This window comes from Methylobacterium sp. A52T (assembly GCF_053346095.1).
The window spans coordinates 1-16,556 of record NZ_JBKFBI010000139.1; the positions used below are offsets into that span (position 1 = coordinate 1).

A 16,556-nucleotide genomic window follows, 5' to 3' on the forward strand; every position below is an offset into this window, starting at 1 on the left:
GCGCCGGAGGCCGCGCGGGCCCAGGCCCAGGCCCCGGCCCAGGCGCCGGCCGCCGCGCCGGGGACATCCGCGCCCGTCCAGCCGGAGCCCGCGGCCGCGCCGAGGGCCCTGCCGGCGGCGCCCGGCAAGGCCCGGTTCAGGCCGGACCCCGCGCCCGAGACGCCGGTCTGGTGCTTCGACGGCAAGGCCCTGCCGCCCGTGGTCCGGGTGAAGCTCGGGCCGGCTCTACGCCTCAAGGTCGAGAACCGGACCGACAAGCCGCTGTCGCTGCACTGGCACGGGGTGCGCAACGTCAACGCCATGGACGGCGTCGGCGGCGTGACCCAGGCGCCGATCCCGCCGGGCGGCGACTTCCTCTACAATTTCACGCCGCCGGATGCCGGCTCCTACCTGATCCGGCCCCTGGTCGTCGGCGGGGCGAGCGAACCGTCGGGCCGGGGCCTCGCGGGCATGCTGGTCGTCGAGGAGACGAACCCGCCCGCGGTCGACGCCGACGTCAGCGTCGTGCTGCAGGACTGGCGGCTCCAGGACGACGGCACCCTCATGCCCTTCGGCCAGACGGCGCTCGCGGCCGCGCACGGGCGCCTCGGCAACCTCGTGACCGTCAACGGCAAGCCGGTGCCGGGCGCGTTCGAGGCGAGGCCCGGCTCCCGGGTCCGCCTGCGCCTCGGCAATGCCTGCAACGCCCGGGCGACGCGCATCAAGTTCGAGGGCGTGAAGGTCTACGTGGCGGCGGTCGACGGCCAGCCCACCGACACGTTCGAGCCCCTGCGGGCCACCCTGCCCTTCCCGCCCGGCACCCGCTACGACCTGCTGGTCGACCTGCCGGAGGAGGAAGGCGCCACCTGCGAGATCCACGCGCTGATCGGCAAGGGCCTCGTCCTGGCGAGCGTCGTCACCAAGGGCGCCCGGATCACCGAGAAGCGGCCCCCGATCGGGCCGATCGGCGAGAACAAGCGCCTGCCGGCCGAGATCAAGCTCCAGAACGCCCTGCGCCGCGACGTGGTGATCACCGGCGGCGCCTTCGTGCCGAAGGGCAAGGACGGCGTGAAGGACGGAGTCAAGGACGCCGCCAAGGACGGCCCCGCGCCCGATCCGGTCTACACGGGCGACCCGCAGAAGATCTGGTCGGTGAACGGCGCGAGCGGCACCGCCAGCCTCGCGCCGATCTTCTCGGTGAAGCGCGGGCAGGTGGTGGTGCTGGCCCTGCGCAACGAGACCGCCTTCCCGCAGGCCCTGCACCTGCACGGCCACTGCTTCCGCCTGCTCCACCCCCTGGACGACGGCTGGGAGCCCTACTGGCTCGACACGTTCCAGCTCCTGGAGGGGCGGACGGCCCGGATCGGCTTCCTGGCGGACAATCCGGGGCGCTGGCTGATCAGCGCCACGGTGCTGGAGCGGTTCGACACCGGCCTCTGGACGATGTTCGAGGTCACCTGAGCGGTCAGCCGCCGGGTCAGCCCCCGGTCGACGCGACGAGGTCGCGGAGCACCGCCGGCATCAGCTCGGGGATGTCCTCGGCGATCAGGCCCGGCCCGTGGCGCAGGCCGGCATCCCCGTGGAGCCAGACGCCGGCCGCGGCGGCCGCGAAGGGCTCCATGCCCTGCGCGAGCAGGCCGGCGATCAGGCCGCCGAGCACGTCCCCGGACCCGGCCGTCCCGAGATAGGGGCTGCCGTGGTCGTTGATGGCCGCACGGCCGTCGGGGTCCGCGATCACCGTGTCGGCCCCCTTGAAGACCACCACGGCGCCGGTGAGCGCGGCCGCCGCGCGGGCCCGGGCGACCTTGTCGGCGCCCTCGGCCATCGCGTCCGTCCCGTCGAAGAGCCGCGCGAACTCGCCGGCATGCGGGGTCAGCACGGCCCGCGCATCCCCGTCGGCGAGATGGGCGGCGAGCAGCGGCGCCTTCCCGGCGAAGCTCGTCAGGGCGTCGGCGTCGAGGACGAGGCCGCGCCCGGCCGCGGCCGCCACGGCGACGCGCTCCCGGGTCGGCTCGCCGGTGCCGAGCCCGGGCCCGGCCAGGATCACGTTCAGCCGCTCGTCGGTGAGCAGGTCGTCGAGGTCGTCGGCGCTCTCGCAGGGCCGCAGCATGATCGCCGTGAGGTGGGCGGCGTTTTCGGGCAGCGCGGCGGTCGGGGACGCGACGGTGACGAGCCCGGCGCCGACCCGCAGGGCGCCCCGGGCGGCGAGCCGGGCGGCGCCGGTCTTGGTGGCCGGCCCGGACAGGACCAGGGCGTGGCCGCGGGTGTACTTGTGGCTCGCGCCGGTGAGGTGCGGGAAGTCCTGGCCCCACAGGTCGGGCCCGTTCCGGTCGAGGGGCGCGCCGGCGGCGAGGCCCGCCTCCAGCGCCGCCGGGCCGGTCCCGATATCGGCGAGGCTGAGCTGGCCGCACAGGCCCCGCCCGGGCTGGAGCAGGTGCCCCGGCTTGAAGGTCACGAAGGTCACGGTCTCCACCGCCCGGATGGCGGCGCCGCGCACCGCGCCGGTATCGCCGTCGACCCCGCTCGGCACGTCGACGGCGAGCACCGGCATCCCGGTCCCGTTCACCGCCTCGACGAGGGCGCGGGCGGCGCCGTCGAGGTCGCGCGACAGGCCGGCGCCGAACAGGGCGTCGATCACGAGGTCGCCCGAGGGCAGCGCGGCGCCCTCGGCCGGGCGCACCGGCCCCGTCCAGGCCGCGGCCGCGAGCGCGGCGTCCCCCGTCAGCGCCGACACCGCGCCGAGGCCGAGCAGGTCCACCGCGTAGCCGGCTTCGGCCAGCAGGCGGGCGGCCACGTAGCCGTCGCCGCCGTTGTTGCCCGGCCCGCACAGGACGACGACGCGGCCACCCGCCGGGAGCCGGGCCCGGGCGCGCTCCGCCACGGCGGCCCCGGCAGCCTCCATCAGCGTCAGGCCCGGCACGCCGCCCTCGATTGCCGCGGCATCGACCCGCCTCATCGCCGCGACCGTCAGCAACCGCATATCCGTCTCCGCCTCTGCCCGTGCACCGATCAGCCCTGACTAAAATCGCGCCAGATTCCGGTGAAGCGCTCTAAGGATGTGCGTGCATCGCACATCAAATAGGCACTATGGTCGGACGCGCCGCGAAAACGGCGTGGCGAAGGCGTCACGAGGATGTTAGAAATGCCAGGCACCGCAGCGCAGGCCCGAGCGGCATGAAGAAGATCGAAGCGATCATCAAGCCTTTCAAGCTCGACGAGGTGAAGGAGGCGCTCCAGGAGGTCGGCCTCCAGGGCATCACCGTCATCGAGGCGAAGGGTTTCGGCCGTCAGAAGGGCCACACGGAGCTCTACCGGGGCGCCGAGTACGTGGTCGACTTCCTGCCCAAGGTGAAGCTCGAGATCGTCCTGTCCGACGCCCTGGTCGAGGGCGCCGTGGAGGCGATCCGCAAGTCGGCCCAGACCGGGCGCATCGGCGACGGCAAGATCTTCGTCTCGACGATCGAGGAGGCGATCCGCATCCGCACCGGCGAGACCGGCACGGACGCGATCTGACCCGAACCCGCCCGCGGTCCAGGACCGCCGGCGGCCGCGCACCGCGCGACACTGCCTAAGATTTCGCACTGCGCGAATGTCCGGCATCGGCGCCTCCGGCCCTGGAGCGCCGCTTCCCGCACCCCACATCATCGGGAACGGCCGGCCCGACCGGCCGCTCGAACCGGTGCAGGAGGAAGTGCGATGGCCGCCACGGACCCGCGCGAGACCGCCAAGATCTACGATCTGTCCGCGTTCCGACGCGCGCGCGACACCGCCCGGGCAGCTCCGGAGGCGAAGCCCGCGCCCGTGCCGAGCTTCGGCGGGGGCGCGTGGTACCACGAGGCCGCCATCCGCGAGGACGAGCGCCCGCGGCGGTCCTGAGGCGGAGGCATCGGGAGCGACGGCACCCCTGCGGCCGTCGAGCAGGCCCGACGGCCCCCTCACCCAAACCAGTCATCCTGACCTGCCCGCGCCAGCGGGCCTCGAGAGGGCGCTCCGGCTGCGCGGGCGATCCCGGGAGGCCTCCGTCGAGGCCTGCGCTGTGCCCCGCCCCCTCGGGACGGGGGTTAGATCGGAAGCCCGTTACCCCGGAAACGGCGAAGCCGGACCCGAGGGCCCGGCTTCGTCTCGTCTGTCGAAGCGCCGCGTCTTACGCGGCTGCAGCGGCCTCGGTCGGCACGGAAGCGATCGTCTTCAGCACCTGCGAGGCGATCTGGTAGGGGTCGCCCTGCGAGTTCGGACGGCGGTCCTCCAGGTAGCCCTTGTAGCCGTTGTTCACGAAGGAGTGCGGCACGCGGATCGAGGCGCCGCGGTCGGCCACGCCGTACGAGAACTCGTGGATCGAGGCGGTCTCGTGCTTGCCGGTCAGGCGCATGTGGTTGTCCGGACCGTAGACGGCGATGTGCTCCTCGCGGGCGTTCTTGAACGCCTCCATGAGCTTCTCGAAATAGGCCTTGCCGCCGTGCTCGCGCATGAACGCGGTCGAGAAGTTGCAGTGCATGCCCGACCCGTTCCAGTCGGTGTCGCCGAGCGGCTTGCAGTGGTACTCGACGTCGATGCCGTACTTCTCGCAGAGGCGCTGCAGGAGGTAGCGGGCCATCCACATCTCGTCGGCGGCCTTCTTGGAGCCCTTGCCGAAGATCTGGAACTCCCACTGGCCCTTGGCCACCTCAGCGTTGATGCCCTCGTGGTTGATGCCGGCGTCGAGGCAGAGGTCGAGGTGCTCCTCGACGATCTTGCGGGCGACGTCGCCGACGTTCGAGTAGCCGACGCCGGTGTAGTACGGGCCCTGCGGCGCCGGGTAGCCGGAGGCCGGGAAGCCGAGTGGGCGGCCGTCCTTGTACAGGAAGTACTCCTGCTCGAAGCCGAACCAGGCGCCGGCATCGTCCAGGATGGTGGCGCGCTTGTTGGACTCGTGCGGGGTCACGCCGTCCGGCATCATCACTTCGCACATCACCAGCACGCCGTTCTTGCGGGCCGGGTCGGGGAAGTGGCGCACGGGCTTCAGCATGCAGTCGGAGCTGCCGCCCTCGGCCTGCTTGGTGGACGAGCCGTCGAAGCCCCACATCGGGAGCTGCTCGAGGGTCGGGAAGCTGTCGAATTCCTTGATCTGCGTCTTACCGCGGAGGTTCGGGGTCGGCGTGTACCCGTCGAGCCATATGTACTCGAGCTTGTATTTGGTCATTCCGGTTCTCTCGTCCGTATCGATGCGCGACCTGGGCAACCCGGGAAGACGCGAACGGCTTGCCGCGTCGTCGACGGCTGCGGCCGCAATTGCATGGATCGTGCCAGGAAGGCCATTGCCGGAGAACAACGGCGCCCTAGAAACGGAACGGCCGATCACGGTTACGAGATCGGGTGCGCGAACGGGCCGATCGTTTCATCCGTCGGCCGATTCCGCTGTCCGGCGGGTGGCAAGGCACGCCCGCGCCGGATATCAAGCGCCGCTTGCCGGCGCGCGACCGCGTGCGGGTGCGCCACGAGAGCCGATTCAGAGATCCCTGGAGGATGCCCACGATGACGACTGCGGCCGAGGTGCTGAAGACGATCCGGGACAACGACGTGCGTTACGTGGACTTCCGGTTCACCGACCCGCGCGGCAAGTGGCAGCACGTCACGTTCGACGTGTCGCTCATCGACGAGGAGATCTTCGACGAGGGCACCATGTTCGACGGCTCCTCGATCGCCGGCTGGAAGGCGATCAACGAGTCCGACATGCTGCTGATGCCGGATCCCGTCACCGCCACGCTGGACCCGTTCTTCTCGGCCGCGACCATGTCGATCGTCTGCGACGTGCTGGAGCCGGCCACCGGCGAGCCCTACGGCCGTGACCCGCGCGGCACCGCCAAGCGCGCCGAGGCCTACCTGCAGCAGACCGGCATCGGCGACACGATCTACGTCGGCCCCGAGGCCGAGTTCTTCGTGTTCGACGACGTGAAGTTCGGCGCCGACCCGTACCGCACGGGCTTCGAGCTCGACTCCACCGAGCTGCCGACCAACGGCTTCACCGACTACGAGGGCGGCAACCTCGGCCACCGGGTCCAGACCAAGGGCGGCTACTTCCCGGTCCCGCCGCAGGATTCGGCGCAGGACATGCGCGGCGAGATGCTCGCGGCCATGCAGTCCATGGGCGTGAAGGTCGAGAAGCACCACCACGAGGTGGCCTCGGCCCAGCACGAGCTCGGCATGAAGTTCGACACGCTGACCCTGCTCGCCGACCACATGCAGATCTACAAGTACTGCATCCACAACGTCGCGCAGAGCTACGGCAAGTCCGCGACCTTCATGCCCAAGCCCGTCTACGGCGACAACGGCTCAGGGATGCACGTCCACCAGTCGATCTGGAAGGACGGCAAGCCGGTCTTCGCGGGCGACAAGTATGCCGGCCTGTCCCAGGAGTGCCTCTGGTACATCGGCGGCATCATCAAGCACGCCAAGGCGCTGAACGCCTTCACCAACCCGTCGACCAACTCGTACAAGCGCCTGGTGCCGGGCTACGAGGCGCCGGTGCTGCTCGCCTACTCGGCGCGCAACCGCTCGGCCTCCTGCCGCATCCCGTGGACCAAGAGCCCGAAGGCCAAGCGCGTCGAGGTCCGCTTCCCCGACCCGATGGCGAACCCCTACCTCGCCTTCTCGGCGCTGCTGATGGCCGGCCTCGACGGCATCCGCAACAAGATCGACCCGGGTCCGGCCATGGACAAGGACCTGTACGAGCTGCCGCCGCGGGAGCTTAAGAAGATCCCGACCGTGTGCGGCTCGCTGCGCGAGGCCCTGAACAGCCTCGACAAGGACCGGGCCTTCCTCAAGGAGGGCGGCGTGTTCTCGGACGACCAGATCGACTCGTTCATCGAGCTGAAGATGACCGAGGTGCTGCGCTACGAGATGACGCCGCACCCGATCGAGTTCGTGCAGTACTACTCGCTGTGATGTGAGAGCCGGCCGGGCACGAGACCCGGCCCGGCACGCACTCCCGGGCCGGGGCCTCTCGCGGGGCCCCGGCCTTTTTCTTGGGGACGCTCAGGCGTTACCCCTCCCGCCGGACCCGAGGCGGCCCGTCAGCACCGAGACCGGGTCGGGACCGGTGCGGTCCCGGGCAGGCCCGGCGGCCGGCTGCACAGGTGCCCGCGCACACGGAGCCCGACCGATGCTCACCCTCGACCACCTCGTCGTCGTCGCGCCCGACCTCGCGGAGGGCGTGGCGCATGTCCGGGACTGCCTCGGCCTCGCCATGCCCGAGGGCGGTCGCCACCGCGAGATGGGCACGCGCAACCACCTGCTGCGCCTCGGCGACGCCCTGTTCCTAGAGGTGATCGCCGTCGATCCCGAGGCGCCTGCTCCGCCCCGCGCCCGCTGGTTCGGCCTGAGCGACCCGGCGCGGGTACGGGCGGACTGGGATTCGGGCCGGCGGCTGCGCGGCTTCGTCGCCCGCGCGGACGATCTCGACGGCCTCCTCGCCGCGCACGGCGCGCTCCTCGGCGCGGCGGCGACGATGACCCGGGGCGACCTGTCCTGGCGCTTCGCGGTGCCCCCGGGCGGGGCGTGGCCGGCGGACGGGGCCGCGCCCTGCGCGATGGCGTGGGGACCGCGCGGCAATCCCGCCGCGACGATGCCGGATCTCGGCGCCGGTCTGGAGGCGCTCGTCCTGACGCATCCGGATCCCGACGCCGTCGCGGGGCTTCACGCGGCGCTGGGCCTCGCCGCTCCACCGCAGGTTGTGTCCGGCCCGGGCCCGCGCTGGACCGCCCGGATCAGCACGCCGTCGGGCCCGCGGACCCTGACCTGAGGGCGACGGACCCTCCTCGCCGGCCTGATCGGGTGGGCGACCGGCGAGGAGGGCCTGGCCGGGACTCGGAAGCCCAGGCAGCCACAACCTACCAGCGACTTATCGCGGTGCGGTGACAGGAAAGTCTCACTCCGCACAGGAAGTGTGCAGGCCCCGCCGGACCCTCAGGTGTGCGCGAAGATGTCGGTCTCGGGCCAGCCGTCGAGGTCGAGGCGCGCCCGCGTCGGCAGGAAGCCGAAGCAGGCGGCCGCGAGGTCGGTGCGACCCTCCCGGGCCAGCATCGCGTCGAGCCGCTCCCGGGCCGCGTGGAGGTGGAGGACGTCCGAGGCCGCGTAGTCGAGCTGGGCCTGCGACAGGGTCTCGGCGCCCCAGTCCGAGGATTGCTGCTGCTTGGACAGGTCGACGCCGACCAGCTCGCGGACCACATCCTTCAGCCCGTGGCGATCCGTGTAGGTGCGCGCGAGCTTCGAGGCGATCTTGGTGCAGTAGACCGGGCTCGGCATCACGCCGAGGGCCCTGTACAGGACCGCCACGTCGAACCGCGCGAAGTGGAAGATCTTCAGGATGCCGGGATCGGCCAGGACCCGCTTCAGCACGACCGGCTCCGGCCCGTCCTGCGGGATCTGCACCACGTCGGCCGTGCCGTCGCCGGTGGAGAGCTGCACCACGCAGAGGCGGTCCCGATGCGGGTTGAGACCGAGCGTCTCGGTGTCGATGGCCACCGCCCGCCCCGCGTCGTAGCTGGCGGGCAGGTCGCCGCGGTGAAGACGTACGGTCGGGCTCGGCATCGTTCTCGGACCTTGCGGGGTTTTCGGCCGGTAGCATCGGTGCCAAGTGCCGGCAAGCCGCGGACGATCCGCGCGGCCGGGACCGACAGGGAGCTGGACATGACGGCAGCCGAGGTGATCGCGACCCTGGGGTTGAAGCCCCATCCGGAGGGCGGCCATTACCGCGAGACGTTCCGCGATCCCCGCACCGTCGACGGGCGCTCGGTCGGCACCGCGATCTACTTCCTGCTCGACCTCGGCGAGGTCTCGGCGTGGCACCGGGTCGACGCCACCGAGATCTGGCACTGGCACGCCGGCGCGCCGCTGGTGATCACCACGAGCCCCAACGGGCACGACGCCGAGGCCCGGCATCTCGGGCCGGACCTCGCCGCCGGGCAGCGCCCGCAATGCGTCGTGCCGGCCGGCCACTGGCAGACCGCCACCAGCCTGGGCGCCTGGACGCTCGTCGGCTGCACGGTCTCGCCGGGGTTCGACTTCGCCGGCTTCGAGATGGCGCCGCCCGACTGGCGGCCGATGCCGCGCGGATGATCCGCCGCTATCGTGGAGGCGGCGCGCCGGGGCGTGCGGGGTCACGCCCCTGTCACCGTCCCCCTCTACCGGCGGCCTGAAACGGGAGGTTCGCGATGCGTGCGATCATGTTGGGGCTGGGGCTGCTTCTGGGCGCGGGCCCCGCGATCGCCGGCGAGGCCGCCCAGCTCGGCCCCCGGCCCTTCTACCTCGTCGACCAGCTTAAGCCCGGCCCGCTCAAGGACAGGCTCGCCGCCTGCGGCGTCGACCGGACCTACACGCCCCGGACCTTCTCGATCTCGCACCGCGGCGCGCCGCTGATGTTCCCGGAACACACCCGGGAGGGCCTGCTCGCCGCGTACCGGATGGGTGCCGGGATCATCGAGTGCGACGTGGCCTTCACCAAGGACCGCGAGCTCGTCTGCCGCCACAGCCAGTGCGACCTGCACACGACCACCGACATCCTCGCCCGGCCCGAGCTCGCGGCGAAGTGCACGCAGGGCTTCACGCCGGCCGACCCGGCCACCGGGCGGAAGGCCTCGGCCAAGTGCTGCACCAGCGACCTGACGCTGGACGAGTTCAAGGCGCTGAACGGGAAGATGGACGCGTCCGACCCGGACGCCACCACGGTGGCGGCCTACATGAACGCGACGCCGCGCTGGCGCACCGACCTCTACGCCGGCACCGGCACGCTGATGTCGCACAAGGAGTACATCGCGCTGGTGAAGGGGATGGGGCGGAAATTCACCCCCGAGCTGAAGGCGCCCCAGGTCCCGATGCCGTTCCAGGGCACCTACACGCAGGACATGTACGCCCAGCAGCTGATCGACGAGTACCGGGAGGCCGGGATCCCGGCGTCCGACGTCTATCCGCAGAGCTTCCAGCTCCGCGACATCCTCTACTGGCTGGAGAAGGATCCGGAATTCGGCCGCCAGGCGATCTTCCTCGACGACCAGGACGAGACCGCGAAGGGCTTCGACCCGGAGAAGCCCGCCACGTGGCAGCCCGGCATGGCCGAGCTCGCCCGGAAGGGCGTGACGATCCTGGCGCCGCCGCTGTGGATGCTGGTCCGTCCGGGCCCGGACGGGACGATCGAGCCCTCGACCTACGCCCGGGAGGCCAAGGCGGCCGGGCTGGGGCTGATCGCGTGGTCGCTGGAGCGCTCGGGCCCCCTGAAGGGCGGCGGCGGGTACTATTACCAGTCGATCAAGCCGGTGGTCGCCGGCGACGGCGACATCCTGCGGCTGCTCGACGTCCTGCACGGGCAGGTGGGCGTGCTGGGGGTCTTCTCCGACTGGCCCGCGACCACGACCTTCTACGCCAACTGCGTCGGCGCCCCGTAGCGCCGCCGCTCAGTCGGCCCAGAGGGCCACGAGGGAGAAGAAGCCGGCCATCACGAAGTTCACGATCAGGAAGCCGGTGATGATGAGGGCGAGCGTCATGGTGGCCTCGGAGGCGGAGCGGTCAGCGGGGTGGGGGCGCGGCGCGGCCAGGCCCTCGTGGACCTGCGCCGCCCGCCGATGAGCCCCGCGGCGCGTCCGCGGGGGCGTGCGCGGTGTCCGCCTAGTGCGGGCTCAGCACGTGAAGGAGGTTGAACAGGTACTCGCCGCTCAGCGGCTTCCAGCCGAGCCGCCGCCGGATCAGGCCGTAGCCCGCGCAGGTCAGCGCGGCGGAGCCGAGGACCGCGAGCGTGAACCAGGCCAGGCTGGCGGTCGCGAACCCGACGGCGATGCCGAACAGGGCCACCGTCACGAAGATGATCCGGCTCGGGTTGCGCGGGCCGCGCGTCGTCATGTCGGACATGGGGACCTCCCTCGATCCGGATCAGCGGGCGCGGCAGTTCGGGCCGTACCAAGTCATGGTCCGGCGATCCATGCCGCCGTCCGAGGAGGCGCCGCAGACGGGGAACCGCGCGTCGCCGGTGCGCTGCAGGCTCATCACCTTGTAGAGGTCCTGCTGGGCCTCGCGGCGGCGGTTCTGCTCGGCGAGCTGCGCCTGCCAGTACAGGTTGCTGTTGGACTGGGCGACGGCGCGCTGCTGGTGGAGCCCCATCATGCACTCGGCGAAGCCGTCGGTGCCGGGCTCGAAGCCGAAGGCGTAGCACTGGTTCTGATCCAGCGCGTGGCGCTCCTGCGGGGTGACGCAGGCCGCCAGCCCCAGGGCACAGGCCGCCGCGAGCCCCAGCTTCGCGACCGCGGGCAGCGCGGGGCGGCGGCGGGCCGCGGAGCGGTCGTCACGCATCGCGGTCGTGGGGGAAGAACAATTCTGGCTCGCGCCGATAAACTGAACGCCGAATTTACCGTGAAACCAGTTGTTCATGATCCTCGGGACCTCGATTTCTATCGGCGGGACCATCCGTGAGCCGATGGAAGGAGGTCTATACGAGGCCGCTCGAATTGTTCGTGTCTCAGAACACGCGGGCCGGCGGGCCGATCGCTGCCCGCAATGCCCGTTATCCCGCCCGACGCGCGATTCCGCACGCGGGGAAGGACTTTCGTCACGCTTGATGGTTCGGATGGTGCGGGCCCGCGGCCGCGGCCGGCGGCGCGTGGGCCGGAACGGCGCGGCCCGGGACGGTCGCCGGCAGGCGGGGCCCGGCGCGGGGAGCGCCGTCGTCGGGTTCGGCCGCGCGGCGTGTCGGAAGGAACGCTCTTCGGCCGGAGAGATGCGCGCCCGGCGCGGTGGGGCTACTTGCCCACAGGGCGGGCGCGCCGGGTCGATCCGGCGCGCCCGCGGCGATCAGACGAAGTGCTGGCCGCCGTTGATGGTCAGCGTCGAGCCGTTCACGAAGCCGGCCTCGTCGCTGGCGAGATACTCGACCGCGTGGGCGATCTCGTCGGACTCGCCGAGGCGGCCGGTCGGGATCGTCGAGATGATCTTGTTGCGGATGTCCTCGGGCACCGCCATCACCATCTCGGTGGCGATGTAGCCCGGCGCCACCACGTTGACCGTGATGCCCTTCGACGCGCTCTCCTGCGCGAGCGCCTTGGCGAAGCCGATCACGCCGGCCTTGGCGGCCGAGTAGTTGGTCTGCCCGGCCTGGCCCTTCTGGCCGTTGATCGACGAGATGATGATGATGCGGCCGAAGTTGCGGCTGCGCATGCCCTCGATCAGCGGACGGGTGCAGGTGAACATCGAGTCGAGGTTGGTCTTGATGACCGCCTGCCACTTCTCGAACGTCATCTTGTGGAAGGCGCCGTCCCGGGTGATGCCGGCGTTGTTCACCAGGATGTCCACCGGGCCGAGCTCGGCCTCGATCGCCTTGATGCCGGCCTCGCAGCTCGCGAGATCGCCCACGTCGAACTTGAAGACCGGGATGCCGGTCTCGGCCTTGAAGGCGTTGGCCGCCTCGTCGTTGCCGGCGTAGTTGGCGGCGACCTTGTAGCCCTTGTCCTTGAGCCGCTTCGAGATCGCCGCGCCGATGCCGCGGGTGCCGCCTGTGACCAGGGCGACGCGTCCTTGAGCCATTGTTTCCTCCTGTTCGCATCACTTGATGCCGCGTGCGGATGGCGTCCGCACGCGATTTTTTCTGACTTCGGCCTTAAGTCTATGTTGTGGGCCGATACTGTCGTGACGGACCGATCAGGTCCGCTCGACGCACATCGCCACGCCCATGCCGCCGCCGATGCAGAGCGTGGCGAGGCCCTTCTTGGCGTCGCGGCGCTTCATCTCGTGGAGCAGGGTGACGAGGACGCGGGCGCCCGAGGCCCCGATCGGGTGGCCGATGGCGATCGCGCCGCCGTTGACGTTCACCTTCGCGTCGTCCCAGCCCATGTCCTTGTTGACGGCCAGCGCCTGGGCCGCGAAGGCCTCGTTCGCCTCGATCAGGTCGAGGTCGGACGGCTTCCAGCCGGCCTTGTCCAGGGCCTTGCGCGAGGCCGGGATCGGGCCGGTGCCCATCACCTTCGGGTCGACGCCCGCGGTCGCCCAGGACTTGATCCGGGCGAGCGGGGTCAGGCCGCGGCGCTCGGCCTCCGAGGCCGACATCAGCACGAGGGCGGCGGCGCCGTCGTTGAGGCCGGAGGCGTTGGCGGCGGTGACGGTCCCGTCCTTGGTGAAGGCCGGCTTCAGCTTGGCCATCGCCTCCAGGGTGGCGCCGTCGCGGATGTACTCGTCGGTGTCGACGATCGTGTCGCCCTTCCGGCCCGGCACCGTGACGGGGACGATCTCGTCCTTGAAGCGGCCCTCCTTGCGGGCGGCCTCGGCCTTGTTCTGCGAGCGGGTCGCGAACTGGTCCTGCTGCTCGCGGGTGAGCTGGAAGGCCTGGGCGACGTTCTCGGCGGTCTGACCCATGTGGTAGCCGTTGAACGCGTCCCAGAGCCCGTCCTTGATCATGGTGTCGACGAGCTTCACGTCGCCCATCTTCTGCCCGCCGCGCAGGTACTGCGCGTGGGGCGACAGCGACATCGATTCCTGGCCGCCGGCCACGATGACCTTGGCGTCGCCGTTGGCGATCTGCTGCATGCCGATCGCGACCGTGCGCAGGCCCGAGCCGCAGACCTGGTTGAGGCCCCAGGCGGTGGCCTTCTCGGGAATGCCGGCCTTGATGGCCGCCTGACGGGCGGGGTTCTGGCCAGCGCCCGCGGTGAGGACCTGGCCGAAGATCACCTCGTCCACCTCGTCGGGCGAGACCTTGGCGCGCTCCAGGGCGGCCTTGATCGCCGTCGCGCCGAGCTCGTGGGCCGGCACCGCCCCGAAGGCGCCGCCGAACGAGCCGACCGGCGTGCGCGCCGCCCCGACGATGACGATCTCTTCGCTGCCTGCCATGTGAACGTTCTCCTCTCGCGAGCCGGCGCGCCTTCCACGTCCCGGGGCGCGCTCTGTGCCGGCCCTGGGATGAAGGGCCTGAGGTGGGCGAAGTCAAGGTTGTGGATCGAAGCGCCAAACGCGCCGATGACGCGACCGCGAGACTGAAATGGCGCGACCGCCCCGACCGCTCTGCATTATTCTGCGTTGAACAGCTGCAGTTTGCTGTTTTCTGCGCCCGGGGAAGGCTTTAAGGATCGTGTTGCGGGCGCGAAGACAGCCCCCGTCAGACAGCACCGCGCGTCTGCAACGCCCCCCGGTCCCGAGTCCAGAAAGGCCGTTCCCGATGGCGGATACCGTCAAGGCCACCCAGACCGTCATCAAGAAGTACGCCAACCGGCGCCTCTATCACACCGGCACCTCGACGTACGTGACGCTGGAGGACCTCGCCACGATGGTGCAGAACGGCGAGGATTTCGTCGTCTACGACGCGCGGACGGGCGACGACATCACACGCTCGGTCCTGACGCAGATCATCTTCGAGCAGGAGAACAAGGCCGGCGCCGAGAACCTGCTCCCGGTGGCGTTCCTGCGCCAGCTGATCCGCTTCTACGGCGACAGCATGCGCACGATGGTGCCGAGCTTCCTCGAATTCTCGATGGCGAACTTCGCCAAGGATCAGGACGGCCTGCGGGAGAAATTCGCCCAGAGCTTCGGCCCGGCGGCGTTCCAGAACGCCATCGAGCAGCAGGTGCGCACCAACATGAACTTCTTCGGCGATGCCATGAAGATGTTCACGGGCTTCGCCCCGCCCGCGCCGGGAGCCCAGCCGACGGCGCCGGCCGCGACTCAGCCCGCGACCTACGGGGGCGGCGAGCTGGACGATCTCAAGCGCCAGATGCTGGAGATGCAGCAGCGCCTGGAGGCGCTCGCGAAAAAGTAATTGCGCCGGACCGACCGGACGAAGGGTTGACGATCGGTAAACGTCGGCCCCACCTTTGCGACACGGGCACGGAAACGTGCGGAGAATGTGCGCATGGTGCGTATCGGAACAGTCAGCCGTCTCGGCCCGACACAGGTTCGCTCCACCCGGCGCGCGCCGGTCCCGGACGCGGACGCCTCTCCCGAGACGGTGCGGACGGAGGTCCAGGCGCTCGCCCTGATCGACGGGGGCCAGTCCGATGAGCCGCCCGCCCCCCGGACAGCGGAACGCGCGGCCGCGGGGAGACCCCGCGCCGGCTTCATCGCGCAGTTGCTGACGGCGGGCGATCCGACGCTGCTGCCGTCGCGCCTGGAACGGACCCGGATGGCCGCCGCGCGCTACGCGGAGGCCGCGCGGCGCCTCGCCTGAGGCGCCGCCCTCGCGAGGCTCAGGCCTCGGCGGACTTCACCTTCAGGACCTGACGGCCGCGGTACATGCCGGTCTTCAGGTCGATGTGGTGCGGACGGCGCAGCTCGCCGGAATCCTTGTCCTCGACGTAGGTCGGCGCCTTGAGGGCGTCGGCCGAGCGGCGCATGCCGCGGCGGGAGGGGGAGGTCTTTCGCTTCGGAACGGCCATGGCTGGATCCTTCGTGACGCCGCGGACAAAGCGGCGCGCGGGCGGCTCCTCGATCGAGGATCGCCACGCACACCGCGGGATACGGATGAGGCCGGGCTTATAGCTCCGGCGCCGGCCCGTGACTAGGGGTGCCGGACCACAACCGTTAAGGGCGGGTTCAAGCGGAGCGGCGCAGATCTGGCCGGACGGCACCGCAATGCGGGCCGCGCCTCTCGGGAGAACGCCATGGCTTCCTCCACCAAGACCCTCGCCCTCCTCGCCCTCCTGTCGAGCCTCGTCGCGGCCCCGGCCCTGGCGCAGGCGCCGCAGGCGCCGACGACCGCGGCACCGACGGCGCCCGCGAAGCCCGCGGCCCCGAGCGCGCCCGTCGCCGGATCGCCGAACGCCGCCAAGGGGGCGCTGATCGATCTCAACAGCGCCAGAACCGAGGAGCTCGACGCGCTGCCCGGCATCGGCGCGGCGCGCGCGGCCGCGATCATCAAGGGACGGCCGTATCGCGGGAAGGACGATCTCGTCTCCAAGAAGATCATCCCGCAGAGCGTCTACGACGGCATCAAGGACAAGATCATCGCCAAGCAGAAGTAGCCGCTACTCGGCGATCGCCCCCTGGGGCATGGAGAAGCCGGGGGGCGTCTTCGGGGCCGCTGCGGCCTTCGGTGCCGCCTGGCGGGGCGCCTTCTTGCGGGCCTCGGCCTTCGGCACCTTCGGCGCCTTGACGGCGGGCGGCGCCTCGCAGGCGCGGAAGGTCAGCTGCGCCAGGGGCGTCCCCTCCTCGCTGACGATCGCGATCGGATCGGGGAAGGTCGGCAGCGTCGGCTCCCAGTGGATCGGGCTGCCCAGCATCGCCTCGACACCTGACGCGGCGCCGCCGCGCCGCAGCGTGGTGAAATCGGGCCCGTAGGCCGTGGCGACCTTTCCGGCGATCACGACCTGAAGGACCTCGTTCACCTCGGGCGTGAGCGGCCTGAGCGGGTTCGTCGTGCGGACCTGCCCGGCCCGCGTGATCACCATCTTGAACCCCTTGGCGCTCTCGAAGCGGGCCGCCTGCGTCCCGCAGGGCTGCTCGAGGGAGGGGCCGGCGGCGGGCGTGGGGCTCGCCGCCTGAGGCGCAGCTTGGCCCGGCGGCGCCGTCGCGGCGGGCGCGGCCGGTGCGGGCGCAGCCTGGGGAGGCGCGGCCTGCGCCGGAACGGCCGCCGCGGC

General features: G+C 71.2%; 19 protein-coding genes. 10 read left to right on the plus strand and 9 right to left on the minus strand.

Annotation, left to right across the window (positions count from 1 at the left end):
• The coding region (locus tag ACLBYE_RS24905) for a multicopper oxidase family protein (protein ID WP_447696227.1) at positions 1 to 1,440 on the plus strand (1,440 nt) is incomplete at its 5' end.
• Positions 1,441 to 1,456: 16 nt separating this feature from the next.
• Here the strand turns inward: ACLBYE_RS24905 and ACLBYE_RS24910 are convergent.
• A complete protein-coding gene (locus ACLBYE_RS24910; RefSeq protein ID WP_447696228.1) occupies positions 1,457 to 2,959 on the minus strand; it encodes an NAD(P)H-hydrate dehydratase in 1,503 nt (500 codons plus the stop codon).
• Between the two features lie 194 nt (positions 2,960 to 3,153).
• Here ACLBYE_RS24910 and ACLBYE_RS24915 point away from each other — a divergent pair, with 194 nt between their 5' ends.
• A complete protein-coding gene (locus ACLBYE_RS24915; RefSeq protein ID WP_003600526.1) occupies positions 3,154 to 3,492 on the plus strand; it encodes a P-II family nitrogen regulator in 339 nt (112 codons plus the stop codon).
• A 183-nt stretch (positions 3,493 to 3,675) separates the two neighbouring features.
• Positions 3,676 to 3,855, plus strand: coding sequence for a DUF2735 domain-containing protein (locus ACLBYE_RS24920; RefSeq protein WP_091676409.1), 180 nt, complete (start codon positions 3,676 to 3,678; stop codon positions 3,853 to 3,855).
• A 268-nt stretch (positions 3,856 to 4,123) separates the two neighbouring features.
• Here ACLBYE_RS24920 and ACLBYE_RS24925 read toward each other — a convergent pair whose 3' ends face one another.
• On the minus strand, positions 4,124 to 5,158 hold the full coding sequence (locus ACLBYE_RS24925; RefSeq protein WP_012322031.1) for a glutamine synthetase beta-grasp domain-containing protein: 1,035 nt from the start codon (positions 5,156 to 5,158) through the stop codon (positions 4,124 to 4,126).
• Between the two features lie 332 nt (positions 5,159 to 5,490).
• On the opposite strand from ACLBYE_RS24925, the gene glnA reads away from it, so the two are divergent.
• On the plus strand, positions 5,491 to 6,900 hold the full coding sequence (glnA, locus tag ACLBYE_RS24930) for a type I glutamate--ammonia ligase (RefSeq protein ID WP_012322030.1): 1,410 nt from the start codon (positions 5,491 to 5,493) through the stop codon (positions 6,898 to 6,900).
• A 217-nt stretch (positions 6,901 to 7,117) separates the two neighbouring features.
• Positions 7,118 to 7,756 carry a VOC family protein gene (locus ACLBYE_RS24935; RefSeq protein WP_447696229.1) on the plus strand — a complete coding sequence of 213 codons (639 nt, stop codon included), beginning with the start codon at positions 7,118 to 7,120 and terminating at the stop codon, positions 7,754 to 7,756.
• Positions 7,757 to 7,920: 164 nt separating this feature from the next.
• Here ACLBYE_RS24935 and ACLBYE_RS24940 read toward each other — a convergent pair whose 3' ends face one another.
• A complete protein-coding gene (locus ACLBYE_RS24940; protein WP_331315327.1) occupies positions 7,921 to 8,544 on the minus strand; it encodes a ribonuclease D in 624 nt (207 codons plus the stop codon).
• A gap of 99 nt (positions 8,545 to 8,643) precedes the next feature.
• Here ACLBYE_RS24940 and ACLBYE_RS24945 point away from each other — a divergent pair, with 99 nt between their 5' ends.
• Complete coding sequence (locus ACLBYE_RS24945) at positions 8,644 to 9,072, plus strand: cupin domain-containing protein (protein ID WP_447696230.1); 429 nt, start codon at positions 8,644 to 8,646, stop codon at positions 9,070 to 9,072.
• A 95-nt stretch (positions 9,073 to 9,167) separates the two neighbouring features.
• On the plus strand, positions 9,168 to 10,394 hold the full coding sequence (locus tag ACLBYE_RS24950; RefSeq protein ID WP_447696231.1) for a glycerophosphodiester phosphodiesterase family protein: 1,227 nt from the start codon (positions 9,168 to 9,170) through the stop codon (positions 10,392 to 10,394).
• Positions 10,395 to 10,614: 220 nt separating this feature from the next.
• On the opposite strand, the gene ACLBYE_RS24955 is transcribed toward ACLBYE_RS24950, so the two are convergent.
• From ACLBYE_RS24955 to ACLBYE_RS24970, 4 genes are all read right to left on the minus strand, one after another.
• A complete protein-coding gene (locus ACLBYE_RS24955) occupies positions 10,615 to 10,854 on the minus strand; it encodes a hypothetical protein (protein WP_441008356.1) in 240 nt (79 codons plus the stop codon).
• Between the two features lie 21 nt (positions 10,855 to 10,875).
• On the minus strand, positions 10,876 to 11,292 hold the full coding sequence (locus tag ACLBYE_RS24960) for a hypothetical protein (RefSeq protein WP_447696232.1): 417 nt from the start codon (positions 11,290 to 11,292) through the stop codon (positions 10,876 to 10,878).
• Positions 11,293 to 11,790: 498 nt separating this feature from the next.
• Positions 11,791 to 12,519 carry an acetoacetyl-CoA reductase gene (gene phbB / locus ACLBYE_RS24965; RefSeq protein ID WP_012322022.1) on the minus strand — a complete coding sequence of 243 codons (729 nt, stop codon included), beginning with the start codon at positions 12,517 to 12,519 and terminating at the stop codon, positions 11,791 to 11,793.
• 114 nt (positions 12,520 to 12,633) lie between these two features.
• Positions 12,634 to 13,818 (minus strand): acetyl-CoA C-acetyltransferase, encoded by a 1,185-nt coding sequence (locus ACLBYE_RS24970; RefSeq protein ID WP_447696233.1) that lies wholly within the window; start codon positions 13,816 to 13,818, stop codon positions 12,634 to 12,636.
• Positions 13,819 to 14,143: 325 nt separating this feature from the next.
• Here ACLBYE_RS24970 and phaR point away from each other — a divergent pair, with 325 nt between their 5' ends.
• A complete protein-coding gene (gene phaR, locus ACLBYE_RS24975; protein ID WP_056531522.1) occupies positions 14,144 to 14,740 on the plus strand; it encodes a polyhydroxyalkanoate synthesis repressor PhaR in 597 nt (198 codons plus the stop codon).
• Between the two features lie 93 nt (positions 14,741 to 14,833).
• Complete coding sequence (locus ACLBYE_RS24980; protein WP_447696234.1) at positions 14,834 to 15,148, plus strand: hypothetical protein; 315 nt, start codon at positions 14,834 to 14,836, stop codon at positions 15,146 to 15,148.
• A 19-nt stretch (positions 15,149 to 15,167) separates the two neighbouring features.
• Here the strand turns inward: ACLBYE_RS24980 and rpmF are convergent, their stop codons facing one another.
• A complete protein-coding gene (rpmF, locus tag ACLBYE_RS24985; RefSeq protein ID WP_003601373.1) occupies positions 15,168 to 15,356 on the minus strand; it encodes a 50S ribosomal protein L32 in 189 nt (62 codons plus the stop codon).
• A gap of 225 nt (positions 15,357 to 15,581) precedes the next feature.
• Between rpmF and ACLBYE_RS24990 the strand changes: the two genes are divergently transcribed.
• The gene (locus tag ACLBYE_RS24990) at positions 15,582 to 15,941 is read left to right on the plus strand and encodes a helix-hairpin-helix domain-containing protein (RefSeq protein ID WP_447696235.1); all 360 of its coding nucleotides are present in this window, start codon (positions 15,582 to 15,584) and stop codon (positions 15,939 to 15,941) included.
• Positions 15,942 to 15,944: 3 nt separating this feature from the next.
• Here the strand turns inward: ACLBYE_RS24990 and ACLBYE_RS24995 are convergent.
• Positions 15,945 to 16,556 (minus strand): hypothetical protein (locus tag ACLBYE_RS24995; RefSeq protein WP_447696236.1); only part of this gene is annotated, 612 nt, incomplete at its 5' end.